The 19,848-nt window shown below is 31.5% G+C and carries 16 protein-coding genes and 2 riboswitches; of the genes, 14 read left to right on the top strand and 2 right to left on the bottom strand.

Annotation, left to right across the window (positions count from 1 at the left end):
• Positions 1 to 550 precede the first annotated feature (550 nt).
• Entirely contained in the window at positions 551 to 1,399 is an 849-nt protein-coding gene (locus BA195_RS13915; RefSeq protein WP_068706497.1) for an IS3 family transposase, read from the bottom strand.
• On the bottom strand, positions 1,345 to 1,803 hold the full coding sequence (locus BA195_RS13910; RefSeq protein WP_068706495.1) for a helix-turn-helix domain-containing protein: 459 nt from the start codon (positions 1,801 to 1,803) through the stop codon (positions 1,345 to 1,347). The genes BA195_RS13915 and BA195_RS13910 overlap by 55 nt, the downstream gene beginning before the upstream one ends.
• A 343-nt stretch (positions 1,804 to 2,146) precedes the next feature.
• Here BA195_RS13910 and BA195_RS13905 point away from each other — a divergent pair, with 343 nt between their 5' ends.
• The 14 genes from BA195_RS13905 (at position 2,147) to cobM (ending at position 19,773) form a co-directional block, all read left to right on the top strand.
• Complete coding sequence (locus tag BA195_RS13905) at positions 2,147 to 3,610, top strand: cobyric acid synthase (RefSeq protein ID WP_068706493.1); 1,464 nt, start codon at positions 2,147 to 2,149, stop codon at positions 3,608 to 3,610.
• A complete protein-coding gene (locus BA195_RS13900; RefSeq protein WP_068706491.1) occupies positions 3,604 to 4,611 on the top strand; it encodes a pyridoxal phosphate-dependent aminotransferase in 1,008 nt (335 codons plus the stop codon). The genes BA195_RS13905 and BA195_RS13900 overlap by 7 nt, the downstream gene beginning before the upstream one ends.
• Complete coding sequence (gene cbiB / locus BA195_RS13895; RefSeq protein WP_068706489.1) at positions 4,602 to 5,543, top strand: adenosylcobinamide-phosphate synthase CbiB; 942 nt, start codon at positions 4,602 to 4,604, stop codon at positions 5,541 to 5,543. The genes BA195_RS13900 and cbiB overlap by 10 nt, the downstream gene beginning before the upstream one ends.
• Positions 5,536 to 6,063 (top strand): AAA family ATPase, encoded by a 528-nt coding sequence (locus BA195_RS13890; RefSeq protein WP_068706487.1) that lies wholly within the window; start codon positions 5,536 to 5,538, stop codon positions 6,061 to 6,063. Before cbiB ends, BA195_RS13890 begins: the two co-directional genes overlap by 8 nt.
• 11 nt (positions 6,064 to 6,074) lie before the next feature.
• A riboswitch (cobalamin riboswitch) is annotated at positions 6,075 to 6,279 on the top strand.
• Positions 6,280 to 6,373: 94 nt separating this feature from the next.
• Positions 6,374 to 8,665, top strand: coding sequence for a TonB-dependent siderophore receptor (locus BA195_RS13885; protein ID WP_068706485.1), 2,292 nt, complete (start codon positions 6,374 to 6,376; stop codon positions 8,663 to 8,665).
• Between the two features lie 90 nt (positions 8,666 to 8,755).
• Positions 8,756 to 10,168: a hypothetical protein gene (locus tag BA195_RS13880; protein ID WP_068706483.1), complete on the top strand. Its 1,413-nt coding sequence runs from the start codon at positions 8,756 to 8,758 to the stop codon at positions 10,166 to 10,168.
• Positions 10,169 to 10,200: 32 nt separating this feature from the next.
• Positions 10,201 to 10,408: riboswitch (cobalamin riboswitch) on the top strand.
• A 314-nt stretch (positions 10,409 to 10,722) separates the two neighbouring features.
• Complete coding sequence (locus BA195_RS13875) at positions 10,723 to 11,523, top strand: (2Fe-2S) ferredoxin domain-containing protein (protein WP_068706481.1); 801 nt, start codon at positions 10,723 to 10,725, stop codon at positions 11,521 to 11,523.
• A 2-nt stretch (positions 11,524 to 11,525) separates the two neighbouring features.
• A complete protein-coding gene (cobA, locus tag BA195_RS13870) occupies positions 11,526 to 13,070 on the top strand; it encodes a uroporphyrinogen-III C-methyltransferase (RefSeq protein ID WP_141677726.1) in 1,545 nt (514 codons plus the stop codon).
• Positions 13,071 to 13,074: 4 nt separating this feature from the next.
• A complete protein-coding gene (locus tag BA195_RS13865) occupies positions 13,075 to 14,007 on the top strand; it encodes a sirohydrochlorin chelatase (RefSeq protein ID WP_068706477.1) in 933 nt (310 codons plus the stop codon).
• Positions 14,004 to 14,714: a precorrin-2 C(20)-methyltransferase gene (gene cobI / locus BA195_RS13860; protein ID WP_068706475.1), complete on the top strand. Its 711-nt coding sequence runs from the start codon at positions 14,004 to 14,006 to the stop codon at positions 14,712 to 14,714. The genes BA195_RS13865 and cobI overlap by 4 nt, the downstream gene beginning before the upstream one ends.
• Complete coding sequence (gene cobJ / locus BA195_RS13855; protein WP_068706473.1) at positions 14,711 to 16,087, top strand: precorrin-3B C(17)-methyltransferase; 1,377 nt, start codon at positions 14,711 to 14,713, stop codon at positions 16,085 to 16,087. The genes cobI and cobJ overlap by 4 nt, the downstream gene beginning before the upstream one ends.
• A gap of 2 nt (positions 16,088 to 16,089) precedes the next feature.
• Positions 16,090 to 16,728, top strand: coding sequence for a 5,6-dimethylbenzimidazole synthase (gene bluB, locus BA195_RS13850; RefSeq protein ID WP_068706471.1), 639 nt, complete (start codon positions 16,090 to 16,092; stop codon positions 16,726 to 16,728).
• A 3-nt stretch (positions 16,729 to 16,731) separates the two neighbouring features.
• Positions 16,732 to 17,931: a precorrin-6y C5,15-methyltransferase (decarboxylating) subunit CbiE gene (gene cbiE, locus BA195_RS13845; protein ID WP_084443233.1), complete on the top strand. Its 1,200-nt coding sequence runs from the start codon at positions 16,732 to 16,734 to the stop codon at positions 17,929 to 17,931.
• Positions 17,932 to 19,773, top strand: a complete 1,842-nt coding sequence (gene cobM / locus BA195_RS13840) for a precorrin-4 C(11)-methyltransferase (protein WP_068706469.1) — start codon at positions 17,932 to 17,934, stop codon at positions 19,771 to 19,773.
• Positions 19,774 to 19,848: the final 75 nt, after the last annotated feature.

Below are 19,848 nucleotides of genomic sequence, written 5' to 3'. Positions count from 1 at the left end.
TAGATTGAGGTTTTTTTTGCTTTAAATCGAAATGAAATTGGGTAAAAGACAAAAGGTGAATAAAAAAAGGAAATGGAGAGGTATAAAGTAAGCAAATAAGCTTTAGATATACGAATTATACATTGATAGCCTTAGCCACGATTGAAGCATTTGTTTGAGCTCTTTTTTGGTTTTACTAAAAAAATCAAAAAAAGCGAGTGTGGAAAGCGTGAATAGCTGCTATTAATTATTCTAATGCTATTTTATAATAGTAGAAGGATTGATTATACTAACAATTATCATAAAAGATTAATTTTTTGATAGTTCTCTGAGAGAAATCCTTTCCAGATTTGATATTATCTTTGATCCGGTTAAACACTTTGGTTCAAGATATTTATATTGCCATTGAGATTCCGCAACATTAAGCCAAAATTATTTTGACCTTTGTTAGATTCAACTAGTTTTTTATTATACTGATATAGGTTGACCTTTTTTAGGTATAATTTATACGGTTCAAAAGATTTTTTTTAGCCGTTTAGAAGGTAAAAAAACATTTGAACTAGGTTTGTTATTAAATTTTAAGTTCAGGTAAATTTAGTTTATTTTTTCGATACGATTTGTACTTTATATTAGGATTTAAATGTACTTCTGCAGGTTTTCTTAATTCTAGGCTAAAATACGTTCTTAAATTGTTATAAATGAAGACCGTTTGCTCAGTCATTTTTTGCGCTAATTCTGTATTTTTAATAGTTTGTTTTAGTCCATATTCGTATTTCAATGTTCTGTTAATTCGTTCTGCTACAGTATTTTCATATGGGTCGTATTGTTCAGTCATACTCATTATGATATTGTTGTCTTCGGCAAAAGCGGTATACTTAGGATTGCAGTATTGAAATCCTCTGTCAGAATGATAAATTAGTTTTTTTTGGGGGTATTTTCTGTTTTTAATAGCTATAGTGAGCGCATCAGTACAAAGTGATGTTCTCATATGGTTATCGAGTTTGTAGCACATAATTTGTTTAGAATACGCGTCTGTAACAATGGCTAAATAATTATGGCCGTATTGTGTTTTAATATAAGTGATATCGCTTACCCATAGTTGTTCTGGTCGATTAGGAACGTAATTTTTTACAAGGTTCTTATATTTTTTGTATATATGGTTTGAGTTTGTTGTGGTTATGTAGTTCTTCCGTTTAGGAATCAAAAGATTATTTAGTCTTAGGAAGCGATAGAACTTGTTTCTACCGATCTTAATATTAGCGTTTACAAAGTCTTGTTTTAGTTCTGTGTATAGCTTAATTCCACCGGTTTTCGAGCCTACTTTTTTACGGTATTCCTTGACCATTTTAATTAGTTCTTGACGCTCTATTTGTTGTCTTTGTTGAGCTTTGAGTCTTTTGTAGAAGGCTTGTTTAGATATCCAAAAACATCCATAGAGCCATTTTCTCTTATACGCTGTTTTTTCTTTAGCGCTATCTCTTTTGCTAATGTTATGGGCAATGACTTTTTTGACATATCGACGCCTGTAATGAGTTCCATATCCGCGATAATGTCTTGTTGGAAGTCTTTTTGAAACTCAAGTTCTTCAATCTTTTCCTTTAACCTTTTAATCTCATCGTTTTTACTCATACCCGTATTTTGTTGCACTAAAGTAATGTATTTTCTTAACCAATAGGAAATAGTAGTTCTGGGAATGTCATATTTTTTAGAAGCTTGATTATTGGATATCTGCCCGCTAAGTATTTGGTCAACGACTAAAATTTTTGTTTCTAAAGTTGCTTTTTGATAGCTTTTTTTTCGCCAGTGTTCATTTTGTGTTTTCATAAGTGACTATAATTAAAGGTTTAATTTTTAGTCAACCTATTTTAGAAAAATTCATTTGTCAAATGACTTACAAAGGTTTTGTGTATGGATAGTTGCGTGTTTAAGCAACTAATAAAGCTGTTCTTTTTAAGAACATTATAAGTAATATTAAAACATGAAAAAATAAAGTTAGGTAACTAAATTGTTACCTGTTTAATTTATCCTATTATCTAATTTACCTCACTAAAACGATACTTCTCAAACATTAAAAAATCGTAAAAAGGTATTCTTAATAATTTTCACTATAAACCCCAAACAAAGTATATATTATTCAATATTTTTGTTTTTCTAAAAAAAAAATAAAATGCAAAACCTACAGCCTATAATGTTAGTTGGTACTGGATCGGATGTTGGAAAGAGCTGGATAACCACAGGAATTTGTAGGTGGCTTAAACAGAAAGGATATGCGCCTGCTCCGTTTAAAGCCCAAAACATGTCGCTAAATAGTTTTTCTACGCCCGATAATTTGGAAATAGGAAGAGCCCAAGCAGTACAAGCAGAAGCATGTGGCATTCCGCCAACTGTAGAAATGAACCCTATTTTGTTAAAACCATCGTCGTTAAATAAATCGCAGATAGTACTACACGGTAAACCAATTGGAGACCAAACGGCGAAAGAATATTTTTTAGGAGACAATAAAAAACAGCTTTTTGAGGAAGCTAAAAAATCATTTGATCAATTAGCGGCAAAGCACAACCCTATTGTAATGGAAGGCGCTGGAAGCATTAGCGAATTAAACTTAAAACATAGAGACATTGTAAATATGCGAATGGCAGCTGCAGCCAATGCTTGTGTGTATTTAGTCGCAGATATCGATAAAGGAGGCGTATTTGGTAGTGTATATGGTACTATTGAATTGTTAGAAGACTGGGAACGAAAACTTATAAAAGGAATTATTATTAATAAGTTTAGAGGAGATACTGCATTATTTGTTGATGGGAAGAAGAAATTAGAAGAGCTCACAAACATACCTGTTTTGGGAATTTTACCCTATGAGAAAGATATTATTCTTGAAGAAGAAGATTCAGTTGCATTAAATAGTAGGGAAACAACTGCAACGAATAATAAATTAAATATAGCAGTGGTGAAACTCCATTATATGTCAAATTATACCGATTTTCAGGTTTTAGAACAAGAGCCACTAATTAATCTATATTTCACAAGAGATTCAAAGGAACTAAACAAAGCAGATGTACTCATTATTCCGGGTACAAAAAATACGATTGAAGATTTAATCGCTTTAAAAAAGGACGGATTAGATAGTATTATTAAAAAGCAATATGCGAACATTCCTGTTATCGGAATTTGTGGAGGGTATCAAATGTTAGGTAAAGTGGTGAAAGATCCTTTTTCTGTGGAAAGTAATATTAAATCGGAAGATGGTTTGGGGATATTTGATATTGAAACAACACTTTCTAAAACAAAACAAACGGTACAACGTAATTTTCAGTTTAAAGACATTAAGGAGCTTTGCGAAGGGTACGAGATTCATATGGGGGAGACCATTGTACCTAAAAACAAACATTTAAACTGTATTAATGGTAAGGAAGAAGGTTATTTTGATGGAAATAAAAGTTGGGGAACCTACCTACATGGTATTTTCGATAATCAAGAAATAACTACAGAGTTATTGCAATTAAAATTTCCGAATGCGAAGGCTAAAAACTACAAAGTATTTAAAGCAACACAGTTTACTAAATTAGCAAACTGGATAGATGAAAATTTAGATATGGCAACCATTTTAAAAAACGGCGCACAAAAATGTTAAACGGTCATGGAGACGATCTTCATTTAATTGAAGGAGAAATTACGCACAACTTTAGCTCTAATGTGTATTATAAAGGATGTCCTGAAGCGTTGCTTGATGATATATCGAGGAATATTAATTTAATTCAAAGTTATCCATCGCCTACTGCTAGCGAATTAAATGAATTGGCAGCTAAAAAGTTCCAACTCAATAACGAACAGTTTTTATTTACCAATGGCGCAACAGAAGCTTTTTATCTCATAGCTCAATTATATTCTGATAAAAAAGCAGTCATTGTAGCACCTACTTTTTCGGAATATGAAGATGCTTGTAAAATTTTTCAGTTAGAGTATCAGTTGATTTCTAGAGCTGAAATAAAAGATACGAGCGCAGATCTTATTTTTATATGCAATCCAAACAATCCAAATGGGGCTATTTTTTCGAAAAGTGAATTAGAACTTTTTCTTCAACAAAAACCAGAGACTATATTTGTTATTGACGAAGCATATATAGAGTTTACTAATAGCATTGAATCAATTGTTTCACTGACAAAAAAGTATAAAAATTTAATAGTTGTCCGTTCATTAACCAAAACATTTACAATTCCCGGATTGCGTTTAGGGTATGTCATTTCAAACGCTTCACTCATAACAAAGCTTTTAAATTTAAAAATGCCTTGGAGTGTTAATTTATTAGCTATAAGAGCAGGGGAATATATTTTTAACAATTACGAAACACTTCAATTTAACGCTTCATTATTATTAGAAGAAACGACTACTTTTAAGAAAGAGCTTGCCCAATTAAAAGGGATAAAAGTTTGTGAAAGTAATACGTCTTACTTTTTAGTTGAATTACTACATACATCAGCAAAAGAATTAAAAGAATATTTAATAGAAAAGCATCAAATTTTAATTAGAGACGCTACAAATTTCAATAATTTAGAAGGGGAATTCATTCGGCTTTCAACACAAAGTAAAGAAGCAAACGACACACTTATTACAGCCTTAAAAGCATGGATTTAACCTCTGTTTACATACTTGTAATTGCTTTTGGGGTGGATTTACTTTTAGGAGATCCGAAAAAACTCCCGCACCTTATTATACTATTTGGTAATAGTATTTCTTTGGGTGAAAAATGGCTTAATAAAAATAATTACAGGCTTTTAAAAGGGGCGCTTTTAACCATCATTTTAGTTAGCATTTCTTTTACCCTGCCTTATTTAATTATAGAGTGGTTACATGCAAATGATTTTAAAATTAGTGCCATTATCTTTTCGGTAATTATGTTGTTTTATTGCCTAGCCAACAAAACATTAGTAAAAGAAGGCTATGCTGTTTTTAATACCCTAAAAAATGAAGGATTAGCGGCGGGTCGTAAACGTTTATCGTGGATTGTTGGTCGTGAAACCAATCAATTAAACGAGCAACAGATTAGAGTAGCTACTTTTGAAACCATGTCAGAAAATTTAAGCGATGGCGTTATTGCTCCACTTTTTTACTTTTTAATTTTAGGAGTTCCCGGAGCCATGGCGTATAAAATGATTAACACCTTCGACTCTATGATTGGGTATAAAAATGACCGATACCTGTTATTTGGTCGATTTGCTGCAAAGCTCGACGATGTTGTTAATTATATACCATCAAGAATTACGGCTTTGTTAATGTTAGTTGTTCAATTTAAAATAAACGGTATTCCATTCGTTATTAAGGAAGGTAAAAAACACAGTAGTCCTAATGCAGGGTATCCTGAAGCTGCTTTAGCCTATATTTTAAACTGTAAATTTGGAGGGCCTAATTATTATCATTGTAAATTAGTAGACAAACCTTTTATTGGCAACAATACTCGAAAAATTGAACACGCAGAAATTAAAAGAGTGGCTACCATTAATTATACCGCTAGTATATTGTTTACTTTTATCATCATTTGTTTACTATTAGTAGTTAACTATGCATAACCTACCTAAAAAATATGTAATTACCGGTGCTCCTGGTACTGGAAAAACGACTTTAATAAATCTTTTAAAAGATACAATTCCTTGTATGGATGAAGTTTCTAGAAGGGTTATTATTAATGAGCAAGAAAATAATAGCAACGGAATGCCTTGGGAAGATATTAATCGTTTTACAGAATTGGTTTTTAAACTAACGAGTAAAGAGTTATTAAATATAAGCACCCAAATTTGTGATAGATCGTTACTAGATTTAGAAGCCTATTTAACCGTAGCAAACAAACCAACGCCCAAGTATTTACAAGAGTTTCCTTATAAAGAGGTGTATCATAAAAAAGTGTTTTTTGCCCCTACTTGGTTTGATATTTACTGTAAAGACGCTCAAAGATTACAAGAATTTGAGTATTGTTTAACCCTAGAAAAAGCGCTACTAGCACAGTATATCAAAAAAGGATTCGAAATTATTATGCTGCCAAAAACTTCTGCTTCCATAAGAAAAAAACTTATTTTAGAAACTATCGTATAATAAAATACTATATATTCGCCACGATTTTTGGTTTTTTATGCTCTTGTAACATTTAGCATAAGAATTAAAAGGGAATTTGGTGTAAATCCAAAACTGTTCCCGCAACTGTAAAGCTTATTAAAGGCTTCATTAATAAAAACCACTGTAGTTAAAACTATGGGAAGGTAAATGAACGCTAAGTTAAGTCAGGAGACCTGCCTAAATCAAAAACATAATTTAAACTTTCGGGAATAAAAGTTAACGTGTTCGATGGCCTATTTTTTATAGGCTTCTTACTCCTATATTTTAATTTCTGAACAAATGAAACAAAATGAAATTAAAATTTGTATTCTTTTTTTTACTTACTACCAGTTTATTAATTGCGCAGAAAACAAAATCTGTTCAACTTTTAAATAAACAAAACAATCACCCTATTCAGTTTTCATCTATCCTAAATAAAAATTCTAAAAAAGGAACAACCTCAAATACAAACGGTTTTTTTAAAATTACAGGAAAGCCAAACGATAAAATTAATATTTCATACATAGGTTATAAATCAGTAAATGTATTACTTAAAAACTTACCAGCCGTGGTGTATTTACAGCCAACATCTTTTGAACTGAAAGATGTAACTATTTCTTCTAAAAGAAAAAAAAGTACTGCATTAAATAAGCTTCAAATAAAAAACTTAGACGCTCCGTTAACAACAAATAATGTAAGTTCTAAATTAATTAAACTTAGAAATTCTAATGATTTAGGGAGTGCTGTTAAAAGTGCTACTGGGGTTAGACCTATAAATAGGTATGGTGGTTTTCAAACATTTAGAATTAGAGGTTTTAATAATTTTGTATTATTAAATGATGGAGTAAGGGACGAACGTCATAACCTTTCAACAAGTGCGCCTAGTACCAACTTAGCAAATGTTAGCCATATTGAAGTGCTTAAAGGTCCTGCTGGTGTTATGTTTGGGCACTCTGCTTTGGGTGGTATTATAAATATAGTGCGAAAAAAACCAACCGATACTTTTTCTGGAGAGTTTAGTGCTACTTATGGTTCTTTTGACACCTATGAAATGTCTGCAGGTATGGGCGGGCCAATTAATGAAAAATTAAAATATAGAGTCGATTTTGGACTTACTAAATCTAGCGGTTGGAGATATTATGGTGTAAATACCAACAATGCTTCTTTTACGCTTAATTATACGCCTTCTGAAAAGGATTTCTTAGAGCTATCTTTTCAAACAAATAACGATGTATACGATACCGATACAGGTATTCCGGTTGATGATAATGGAGATATTGTTGCAGGAATGGATCCTAAAACAAGGTATAACGATCCGCAAGATTATTTAAAGCACAAACGTTTTGATTTACAGATTAAATATAAGCATAAATTTAATGATAAGGTAAAATTAAACAATAATTTATCGTGGTCTGATGATGATATAAATTATCTATCTACAGAATGGTTATTTTTTAATATTGCTAAAGATTCGATAACTAGAGGGTTTCCTTTTTACTTTAACCATACAACCAATACAATTCAGAATCAATTAGATGTAAGTTATCAGTTTAAGACAGGTAAAATAAAGCACAAATCTATTTTTGGTAATTCTATTACTTTTTTAGATAGAAAATCATTTAGAGGAAGTGTAATTGGCCCAGGTACAAAAACTACTATTTCAGTAATAAATCCGATTCTAAATCAAGGACATATAGAAACTATTGATGAGAAAGTGCAAATAAGAGATGAGTTTAACAGTGGTTTTTATTGGCAAAACTGGTCAGATATTTCTAATCAACTTAAAGTTTTAGTTGGTATTCGTTATGATATTTTTGAAGGAAGCTATGCTACTGATAAAATTAATGCAGATAGGGTTTTAATTGAAGAAGGTAAAAAAACAGAAATTCCTTCAACTGCATTTAGTTATAGAGCTGGTTTGGTATATAAACCTTTTAAAAACTTTAGTGTTTTCTCATCATACTCAAACTACTTTAAACCTTCTAGAACGATATCACCAAGTAGTCAAATTTTTGATCCTGAAAAAGGATATCAAATAGAAGGTGGTATTAAATATGAAAAACTGAATAAACTAAACATTACTTTATCGAGCTTTTATATTTTAAAACACAATATCGTAGAAAGAAATAAGGTTAATGAATACCACCAAATTGGAGAGGCTGACTCTAAAGGAATAGAGTTTGATTTAGCATATACTCCACTAAAAAACATATACATAAAAGCTGGATACGCTTTTACTGAAGCTAAAATACGTGCTTATGATGCAAGCGATTCACAAACAAAAAAAGAAGGTAATGCATTACCTTTTGCGCCAAAACATTTGGCAAATATGTGGCTAAACTATGAGCTAAAAGAAGGTTTAGGTTTTGGTATTGGTGGTAATTATACCAGTAATAATTATACGAACTCTAGTAACTCATTTACATTGCCTTCATACTTATTACTAGATGGTGCTGTTTATTATCAAAAAAATAATGTCCGAGTAGGTTTAAATATAAATAACATTACCAATAAGTTATATTTTACTGATGCTATTTATGATTATCAGTTTTTCCCTGGTGCTGAGAGAAACTTTAAAGTAAACGTAAGTTATAAATTTTAAGTCCCCTTGAAAAAACTTATATCTATACATCATTACTTAGGCACTTTATTTTTTATGCTATTCCTTGTTTGGTTTCTTTCAGGGTTTGTAATGATGTATAAAAGTTTTCCTTTTTTAGGTAAAGAAGAGAAAATACAGCGTAAAAAAGAAACAAGTTTAACTACTAAAAAAATACTAACACCTGCTGCTGTATTTAAGCAAGACACCTTAAAAACAATACACAAACTAAGAATTAATAGTATTCTTAACAACATTGTTTATCATGTAGAAACTGCTTCGGGTAAAGTTATTTCGAGATATGCGAAGGATGGAAAACTTATAAATCTTACTAAAAATAAAGCCTTAGGCATTGCGAAAAACGCTACCAATTTAAAGTACATAGCCGAGGTTACTATTATTAATGAAGTAGATCAATGGATTCCTAAATCTAGATTTATTAAACATTTGCCTGTTTATAAAGTAAAGTTTAAAAACCAAGAAAACACATGGGTTCATATATCTTCTCTTACTGGTGAGGTTTTAAATATTACAACTTCTGGTGATCGGTTTTGGGCATGGGTTGGTGCCATACCACATTGGCTTTATTTTAAAGATATACGTATACATAGTTATTTTTGGCAACAACTTATTTTATGGTTGGCCGCATTTGGTTTGTTAATGACGCTTACCGGAATTGTTACAGGCTTAATACGCTATAAAAAGAAACCCAAAGCAAATTTTAAAAGGTTTAAAAATATATGGTATAATCTGCATTATTATTTTGGTTTAGGTTTTGGCTTGTTTATTTGCACATGGGTATTTAGTGGTTTTATGAGTATGACTCCTTTTAATTGGGTGCCTAGCTCTTCTTTAAACCAACAGGATAAAAGTATTTGGCAAGGGCAAAACTTTACGCTAAAAAGTATTACAGATAAAGATTGGATTAATTTTAAAGAGCTAGCCTCTAAGTCAAAATTTAAAGAGATTCATTTTTCTTTATTTAATGATAATATCTTTATTGAAAAATTCAATAAAGATACTGTTGAAAATCATTGTATTACTTCGATCAATTATAATGCATCAAACGAGCAATACATTGCTAAAATAAACAGTTTTAATACCAAAGAAAAAGTAACGGAATTAATAGTACTTAACGACTATGATGCCTATTATTATGATCGGAAAAATATAAAAACATTGCCTGTTATTAAAATTATTACCAATAAAAGCAACTACTATTATATTAATCCGAAAACCAATACAGTACTCCTTAAATCTGCTCCGAAAAACAGAACAGAAAGATGGTTATATCATGGTTTACATAGTTTAGATTTTTCGTTTCTTTCAAAAAATCGTCCGTTATGGGATATTATCATGATTTTCTTACTTACAGGCGGAACAATTACCTGTATTACTGCTACAGGCCTGGGAATTAAATTTATAAAACGAAAAACTAAAAAACATTTAAAAAAAAGAAAACATAAAAATTATAAAAGTATTGAGGTAAAAAGAAGAAAAAACTAATTATAGACTCAATCCTGTTATAAAAAATCTATATATTCGCTTCGATTTTTGGTTTCTTATTTCTTTAGTAAAATTTAGAATTATAGAATTAAAAGGGAATTTGGTGTAAATCCAAAGCTGTTCCCGCAACTGTAAAGCTTGTAAAAGGCTTCATTAATAAAAACCACTGTAGTAATTACTATGGGAAGGTAAATGAAAGCTAAGCTAAGTCAGGAGACCTGCCAATATTACAATAATTTATAATAGTAACTCTCGGGTAAAGAGTTAGAAATTATGTTTTTCATATTTTCTTTCCTTGCCTGCTTAATTTCTTTTTTAAATGCAAAAATTGATTTTACGCAGTCTGTGGATTATGTGTTTTTCACTATCCATATTCGCACAAAATAAAACAATAAAAGGTGAAATTACTGATATAAAAATTCAGTTGAATTTTAATAACATCTATAAAACTGGCACCCTATTTTCATTAAGATAATCAACTTTAATCCTCATTATATTTGGGATAAGATCATCCCTTTTCAATAAAAATAAATCTCACATATTCCTTTTAAACCATGGGTAAAAACATCGCTAATACAACACATACTTTTTTCTTTTGCGACGGAGGATCATGCCAGAAAGCTGGTAGTGAAAAAGTTGTTAGAGAGGCTAGAGCTTATTTAAGAAATAATGAGCTTTGGGATACTACCCATACCATTAAAACGAGATGTAACGGTCGATGTGAAGATGCCCCCACCTGTATTGTAAGTCCAGGTGAATTTTGGTATAAAGAATTAACCCCCGAAAAAATAACGCATATCGTAAAAGGACATTTAAATAATGAATGCCCTATAGAAACTGAATTATTATATAAAAAAGGATGGGATAAGCAAGTTTCTAACAACGAAAGAGCGCCTATAACACCAAAGCCTTTTGAACTAAAAAATGATACCGAATTAGGTGCGTGTTTTATTACCAAAGGGTTTAGTTCAGATCAGTATTTATATCCGTTATTCTTATACCTTAAAGAAAATCCAGATGGGGTAACTCTTACTATGACAAATCAAAATTCTATTGAATTTAATGATATTGAGTCGTTAGAATATTCTAAAAAACATACACTTGAATTATTTACTAAAACAACTTGTATTCCTTTAACTATTGCAGCTGTACCAAAAGATAATAAGGAGTTACAACAAGCTAAAATTTCGAGTACCGAGTATTTTTATAAAAAGGAATCGCAGCAAGTTGGTATTCGTTTTAAAAATAAATTTGGTGAAGTTTTAGGAAAAATAGCATTCGATTCTATAGCTAATAAAGGCTGGGAATATTGCAGAAAAATACAGTTAAAAAACGCAATTTTAAATTTAACATAACAATGAAAAAAGGTATTTCAATACTAGGTTTAGGTTGGTTAGGTTTACCATTAGCTTTACAACTTCAAAAAAGTGGCTATACAGTTAACGGAAGTACTTCTAGTTTAGATAGGTTAACATCATTAGCTAAATATTCTTTTCATAATTGTAGAATAAAAATTGAAGCTGATACCATTATAGGTGATTGGGAATCTTTTATTCATGATACTTCAATATTAATTATCAATTTTCCGCCAAAACGAATTGATAGTATTGAAACAATACACCCGCTACAGATTAAGCAGATTATAAAGCATACGCCAAAAACTACAAAAGTAATTTTTGTTAGCTCAACCTCTGTTTATCAAAATACCAATAGCCTTGTAAATGAAACTATAAACTGTATTCCTGAAAAAGCTTCTGGTATTGCACTAATAGAAGCAGAACAGTTATTGCAACAACATTTTGGTAACAACTTAACCGTTTTACGTTTGGCTGGTTTAATTGGCCCTAAACGTCATCCTGGGAGATTTTTGGCAAATAAAAAGCAATTAAAAAACCCTAATGTTCCTGTTAATCTTATTCATCAAAAAGATGTTATTCGCTTAATAGCAACTATTATAAATAAAGATTGTTTTGGTGAAATTATTAACGGTTGTGCTGATATACATCCTAAAAGAAAAGATTTTTATGAGAATGCAGCCATTAAATTAAATATGCCTGCGCCTGTTTTTGAAACTAACTCTAAGGAAAGTTATAAAATAGTTGATAATTCTAAATCAAAATCAATACTAAATTTCACCTATCAATTCTCAAATCCTGAATGGATATTTACAAAAGATTATTTACCTGAAATAGCCATTGTAGGTTGTGGGCCTGGTAATAAAAACCTATTAACCTTAAAAGCTTTTCACGCTATTGAAAATGCTGATATTATTTTACATGATAATTTAATTTCAGATGAAATATTAGCGATTAATACACAGGCTGAACATATTTATGTAGGTAGAAAATACGGAGACAAAGAAGACCAAGAAACCCGTCAGAATAACATCAATTCACTAATGAAAAAACATTGTGAACTAGGGAATAAAGTTGTTCGTGTAAAATCTGGAGATCCATACATTTATGGAAGAGCTGCCGAAGAGGTTCGGTTTTTAAAACAGCATAATTTACCTTTTACTGTGGTTCCAGGAATTTCTGCTGCGTTAGCCGCTGCGAGTTCTGTAAACATTCCTATTACCGAGAGAAGACAATCGAACGCTATTTTAATTTGTACTGCACATACTGCCGATTATTCTACCGCACAGCTTAAAGGAATTGCTGAAATGCTAAATGCTGGTAACACATTAGCCTTGTATATGGGCTTAAAAAGTATGGATAAGATTGTTCCTAAATTAATGGAAGTTTGTAAAAACCCTGATATTCCAATTAATGCAGTTTCAAATGTATCAAGAGAAAATGAAGTGCTACTTTCTTCAACATTAGGAACCATAGAAAACGATATAAAAAAACAAGAGCTACAAATGCCTGTAGTATTTTTAATAGGGGTAAAACCAATTAATTAAAAGAATGAAAAAAGGAATTTTACTTTGCGGACACGGTAGTAGAACCAAAACTGGAACCGATGCTTTTAAAGAATTAGTTTCCATTTTAAAAGCCCGTTATACAGATTATGAGGTTGATTATGGCTTTTTAGAATTTAATCATCCTGTGTACGAAGCTTCTATTGAACGTATGTATCAAAAGGGAATTCGTGAAATTTATGCGTTACCAATTATTCTTTTTGCGGGTTCGCATGCTAAGAATGATATTCCGTATGAAATGAATACCATACAAAGCTATTATAGTGATTTAACTATAAAAATGGGAAAACATCTTGGGGTGAATTCATTTTTATTAGAATTAGCGCAAAAAAGAGTTTTAGAAGAAGAAAGCAAACATACACCGATGGATAGAAAAGAGGTGTGCTTAATGGTTGTAGGAAGAGGAACAACCGATACTGACGCAAACTCTGATGTTCACAAACTAGCTTGTATGCTAGGTGAAGGAATGGGATTTGGGTTTACAACAGTTTCTTATAGTGGTACAGCCTATCCTTCAGTTACTAAAAGCTTAGAATTAACAAGTAAAATGGAATTTAAACGTACGATTGCAATTCCGTTTTTCTTTTTTACAGGAATTCTGTTAGAACGTATTTATAATGAAATTCGAACATTTAGTGCAACATCTCCTTATGAGTATGTATATACAAAGGCTTTTGGTAGCGATGAGTTAATCTTAAAAGCTTTTGACGAACGCTTAGATGAGACCATTAACGGTACGGCAAATATGAATTGCCAATTGTGTAAATACAGAAAACAAATTGTTGGTTTAGAATCGGAAGTAGGAAAAGAACAAATCGGCCATCATTTAGGTGTAAAAGGTGTTTTGTTTGAAGAAGATGAAAAAGTTGGTCAAAAAAACAGCGTATTTACTAAAATTAAAAAAGGTTTAGGAATATGACAAAAGGTACAATATACGGCGTTTCTTTAGGACCTGGTGATCCTGATTTAATTACCTTAAAAGGGTTAAAAACTTTACAAAACGCAGCTAAAATATATTACCCTGGCTCTTTATTTAAAGATGGCAGAAAAGCTAGTTATTCACGCTCAATTTTAGATAACTATAATTTAGATTCACAAAAACTCGAAGGGTTTTATTTAAAAATGGATTTAGAAAGAGCGCAAGCAAAGGTTATTTATGAAACAACCTTTCAACAAATACTTTCTGACTACAATAAAGGATTATCTATAGCAATTGTTAGCGAAGGAGACATTAGTACGTTTAGCTCTTTTTCTTATCTGTTAGAAAAAATACAAGCACATAACTTAAGTATCAATTTAATTCCGGGTATTAGCTCTTACTTGCATTTAGCATCTGAAAGTAAAATACCATTGTGTTTACAAAACGAAAAAGTAGTTGTAATTCCTCGCATACAAACCAAAGAAGAACTAGAAGAGGCTATTGCTAATTTCGATACTGTAGTATTAATGAAAATTATATCGGTTGTTGACATAATTACCGCTGTAATCGATACTCAAAAACATAACGTTACTTATGCCGAACGCTTAGGAACGAATAAACAATTTATAACGAATAACTGGAGTACTGCCAGTGTAAGAGAAACACCTTATTTTTCTCTTATGATTATTAAAAAAATAAACAAATGAAAATAACCGTAGCAGGCCTAGGTCCTGGAGATATCAATTATATGTTGCCCGTAGTTAAAAATGCTTTAGAAAAAGCAGATGTAGTTATTGGTTACGATTATTATTTTCAATTTGGAGCATCACTTTTTAAAGAAGGTGCTGAACTTATTTCGATGCCTTTAGGTAAAGAAGAAGCAAGAGCTCATAAAGCTGTTGAGAAAGCAAAAGAAGATAAATATGTAGTGGTTATTGGTTCTGGTGATGCTAGTATTTACGCCATGGCTGCCATTGTTTATGAAGTGGTATCTAAAGGAAATGATGATGCTATTGAATTAGAAACACTTCCTGGTGTTTCAGCATTTTTAGCTGCTGGCAGTAAATTAGGTGCACCGTTAGGTCATGATTTTTGCTGCATTTCATTGTCTGATTTAATGACACCTTGGAACATAATCGAGCAGAGAATTAAAGCTGCTGCCATGGGTGATTTTGTAACCAGTTTATACAACCCAAAAAGTAAAAAAAGACATTGGCAATTAGGTAGGTTGCAAAAAATATTTTTAACAGAACGCTCACCTGCTACCTCTGTTGCAATTATAAGACATGTAACAAGACCCGAAGAAGAACTTAAGATTACCACTTTAGGAGAATTTAACCCTGAAGATGTAGATATGTTTTGTTTGGTAATGATTGGAAACTCGCAAACCTATCGTTTTAAAGATTATTTGGTTACTCCTAGAGGTTACCTTAACAGAAAACCACATACAGGTAAAGAAATTCAACAAGAAAGTTTTAGAATTGTTACCGATCATATTAAAGAAATTCCTTTTTCTATTCCTGATAAATGGGCAGTAACGAGAGTTATTCATACGACAGGAATTTTAGAAGATTTTAATCATTATTCAGCAACACCGAATGCTATTGAAAACTGGCATACGCATCTTAAAAATGGTGGAGAAATTGTTACTGATGTTACCATGGTAAAAGCAGGTATTACAAAAGCTTTTATAAAAGAATACGGAAACCAAATTCATTGTTTATTAAATGATGAAGAAGCACAAGCGCTAGCTAAATCAGCAGATATTACCCGCTCACAAGCTGGTATTAGAAAAGCTATTGAAAAACACCCGAATGCTTTATATGTAGTAGGAAATGCCCCTACTGCTTTATTCGAAATTGTTGACCAATTAAGAGACAATACTGCTTTTAAACCTGTTGGTATAATTGGTGTACCTGTTGGTTTTGTGAATGTTTTAGAATCAAAAGAACAATTATCACAAATTGCAACTACCGATTGGGTAATTATTGAAGGAAACAGAGGTGGTAGTAATGTTGCAGCAGCTATTACAAATGCAGCTTTTACGTTACCTGAAGCTTCAACTTATTTTAAATCTTAGAAATGAACAAATTCACTCCAGAAAATATAGAAACCTTAGAGCAAATAATACTTGCCCGTAGAGATGTTAGAGGTAATCGTTTTATAGATACACCTATTCTTCAAAAGGATTTAGATAAAATTCTATTTGCTGGAGTAAACGCACCTTCTGTTGGGTTTTCTCAACCTTGGGAATTTGTGGTTATTAAAGATTTAAACATTAGAAATAAAATAAAAGACAGTTTTTTTGAAGAGAACGAAAAAGCGAAAACTCTTTTTGAAGGAAAAAAAGCCGATGCCTACACACAATTAAAATTAGAAGGAATTGTAGAATCGGCATTAAATATCGCTGTTTTTTATAAACCAAGTGAACATCCTGTTTTAGGACAAACTACAATGAAAGAAGCTGGTGTTTACTCAGTAGTATGCGCTATTCAAAATATGTGGTTAATGGCAAGAGCTTTAAATGTTGGTTTAGGTTGGGTAAGTATTTTAGACCCTAACAAAATTAAAACCATTTTAAATGCTCCTGAAAACAGACAATTGATAGGTTATTTATGTTTAGGACACGTAGATAAATTCTATGAAAACCCAGAGTTAGAACGTTTGCAATGGGAAAAGCGTAAAAATATAAACGATGTTGTAATTAAAGATTCTTATTAATAAATGAAGCAAACGGATTCACATATCGATTTTTATTTAATTGGAATTAGCAATCATCCTAGTCCGAAATTGAATGATGATGTCTTGAAATTAATTAAAGAAGCAGCTGTTTTTTCTGGTGGAAAACGACATTATCAATTGGTAAAATCGTTTTTACCCGAAAACCATACTTGGATTGAAATTTCAGGTAAAATGGATGCGCTGATGAATCAGTATAAAAAAATTACGACAACGATTGTGGTTTTTGCCTCTGGTGATCCTTTTTTCTATGGCTTCGGAAATACGTTACAACGCTTATTACCCAATGCTAAATTAAGCGCTACTCCTTATTTTAATAGTATTCAACTGTTATGTCATAAAACACAAACGAACTACAATACATTAAAAGCTGTGTCTATACACGGTAGAGATTGGTCAGCACTAGATGAAGCACTAATTAAAAGAAACGAATTAATTGGCGTATTAACCGATAACAAAAAAACACCTGCCGAAATTGCGAAACGCATGCTACAATATGGTTTTGATAATTACTCAATAACCATTGGTGAAGCTTTAGACGGAGATAAAGAACATATTGAACTACTAGATTTAGTTTCTTGTTCTGACAAAACACATGATAATTTAAACTGTGTTTTATTAAAACAAACAGCACCTAAACATAAACCTTTTGGTATTCCTGATGCATCCTTTATTCCATTAACGAATAGAGCAAACATGATTACTAAAATGCCAATTCGATTAAGTACTATTAGCTCTTTAGAATTACAAAATAAAACGGTGTTTTGGGACGTAGGAGCTTGTACAGGATCTGTTGCTATTGAAGCAAAACAACATTTTCCGCATTTAAAAATCGTTGCCTTTGAAAAACGAACTGAATGCACAGCTATAATTCAACAAAATACAGCACGTTTTTCTACTCCTGGTATTGACATTATTATTGATGATTTTTTTAACCTCAACTTAAATGATTTTAAAATTCCTGATGTTGTTTTTATTGGTGGTCATGGTGGACGCTTAAAAGAAGTACTCCATTTAATACATCAACTAAATCCAGCAGTACGATTCGTTACCAACGCTGTAAGAGAAAGCAGCTCTAAAATATTTACAGAAGAACTTACAAAATTGAATTACATCGTTAATACTAGTGTTATTCAAGTAAACCAACATAATAAAATTAGCATTCACACAGCTGAACAAAAATAAATGAGAAAAATAGCCATCATAGCAGTAACTGAAAAAGGGATAGAAAAAGCCCTTATTATTCAGAAAGAATTTCCAAAATCATTAGTCATAACTACTTTACAGTCTAGTAATGAAAGTGTATCAACTATTACGTCTATTTCTGACTATTTAGCTGATAATTTCATGAAACTAGATGGTATTTGTTTTGTAACAGCCTTGGGTATTTGCGTACGCTTAATTGCACCATATATTCAAGATAAAAATACCGATCCAGCAGTAATTTCTGTTGATGATTTAGGTTTAAACGTGCAATCTGTATTAAGCGGACATAAAGGTGGAGCGAATGATTTTGCATCAAAAACGGCGAGTGTATTAGGAGCAAATGCTGTAATATCTACCGCAAGTGATGTGCAAAACATTTGGGCTTTAGATACCCTTGGAAGTCAATTTGACTGGCAAACAGAAAGTTCAGTACCTACGAATAAAATAATGGCGTTGTTTGTTAATAACAAACCAACGGCTTTACTTTTAGATATTAAAGATAAAGGCACACAGCATTTAGAAAAAACAGTTCCTAATTTTGTAACCGTTTTTTATAATGAAAAAGACATTGATTATACACAATTCGAATTATTTATTGCGGTAAGTTATAAAGTTTACGAAGCAAAAACCCCTAGTTTATTTTTAATTCCGAAAGTACTATCTGTTGGTTCTGGATGTTCTAAGCAATTAGATTTTAAACTATTTCAAGAAACATTCAAATCAAAATTAGCTGCTGAAGGATTATACTTTTCTGCCATCAAAAACTTTGGTTCTATTGATATTAAAGCTGAACAGCAAGCTTATTTAGACTTTAGTGAGACTAACAATATTCCTTTCAGCACCTTTACTTCTGATAAAATAAACACTGTTACGATACCTAACCCAAGTGCAATGGTGCAATCAAAAATTGGTGTTAATGGAGTTTCAGAATCTTGCGCAATGTTACTTTCTGGAAATAATGAATTGCTTGTTGAAAAACAGAAAATTCATTTAGATAACAGTGAGAAATTCACTTTTTCGGTTGCTTTAAACGCAGAAGTAGTTCGTAAAACAGCAGTTGCTATTATTGGTGCAGGGCCTGGTGATGAGGAATTAATAACCGTAAAAGGAAAACAATATTTAGAAGAAGCCGATTGTGTGTTATATGCTGGAAGTTTGATTCCTGAAGAAATGACGAATTGGTGTAAACCAGGAGCCGTAGTTAGAAACTCTGCAATGATGACTTTAGAGGAGCAAGTTTCTTTAATGCAAGAGCATTATAAAAAAGGAAACGCTATTGTTCGTTTACAATGTGGAGATCCTTCTTTATATGGTGCTATTCAAGAACAAATGACCATTTTTGATGAATTAGGAATGGACTATTTTATTGTGCCTGGTATTTCTTCATTTAGTGCAGCAGCAGCCGTATTAAAGTCAGAATTGACCATTCCTGAAGTAGTACAATCTATTGTATTAACTCGTGGTGAAGGAAAAACACCAATGCCTTCTAAAGAAAGTATTTCTGCATTTGCAGCAACAAATTCAACCATGTGTATTTTTTTAAGTGTTGGTATTGCTAAAAAAGTAGAAGCACAACTATTAGAACATTTTGATGCCGATACACCTGTAGCTGTGATGTATCGAATTTCTTGGAAAGATGAAGAAATATTTCAAGGAAAATTAGAAAACCTGGCACAAATTGTAAAAGAGAGTAAAAAAACTAGAACTGTATTAATTGTAGTAGGTCATGCTATTGGAGCTCGTAAAAACAGATCGCAGTTATACAGCCCTGAATGGAAACATATTTTTAGAACCAATAAGAAATTTGTAGTTACAGAATAATACCATTTAGTTTAGACCTCGCAGGTTTTAAAAAACTGTGAGGTCTTCAAAAACTTATTTAAATTTCATGTAAAA

The sequence above is a fragment of the Tenacibaculum soleae genome (assembly GCF_001693415.1).
GTDB lineage: Bacteria > Bacteroidota > Bacteroidia > Flavobacteriales > Flavobacteriaceae > Polaribacter > Polaribacter soleae.
Note: the sequence above shows the minus strand (reverse complement) of the source record. Positions and strands in the feature narration are given on the sequence as shown.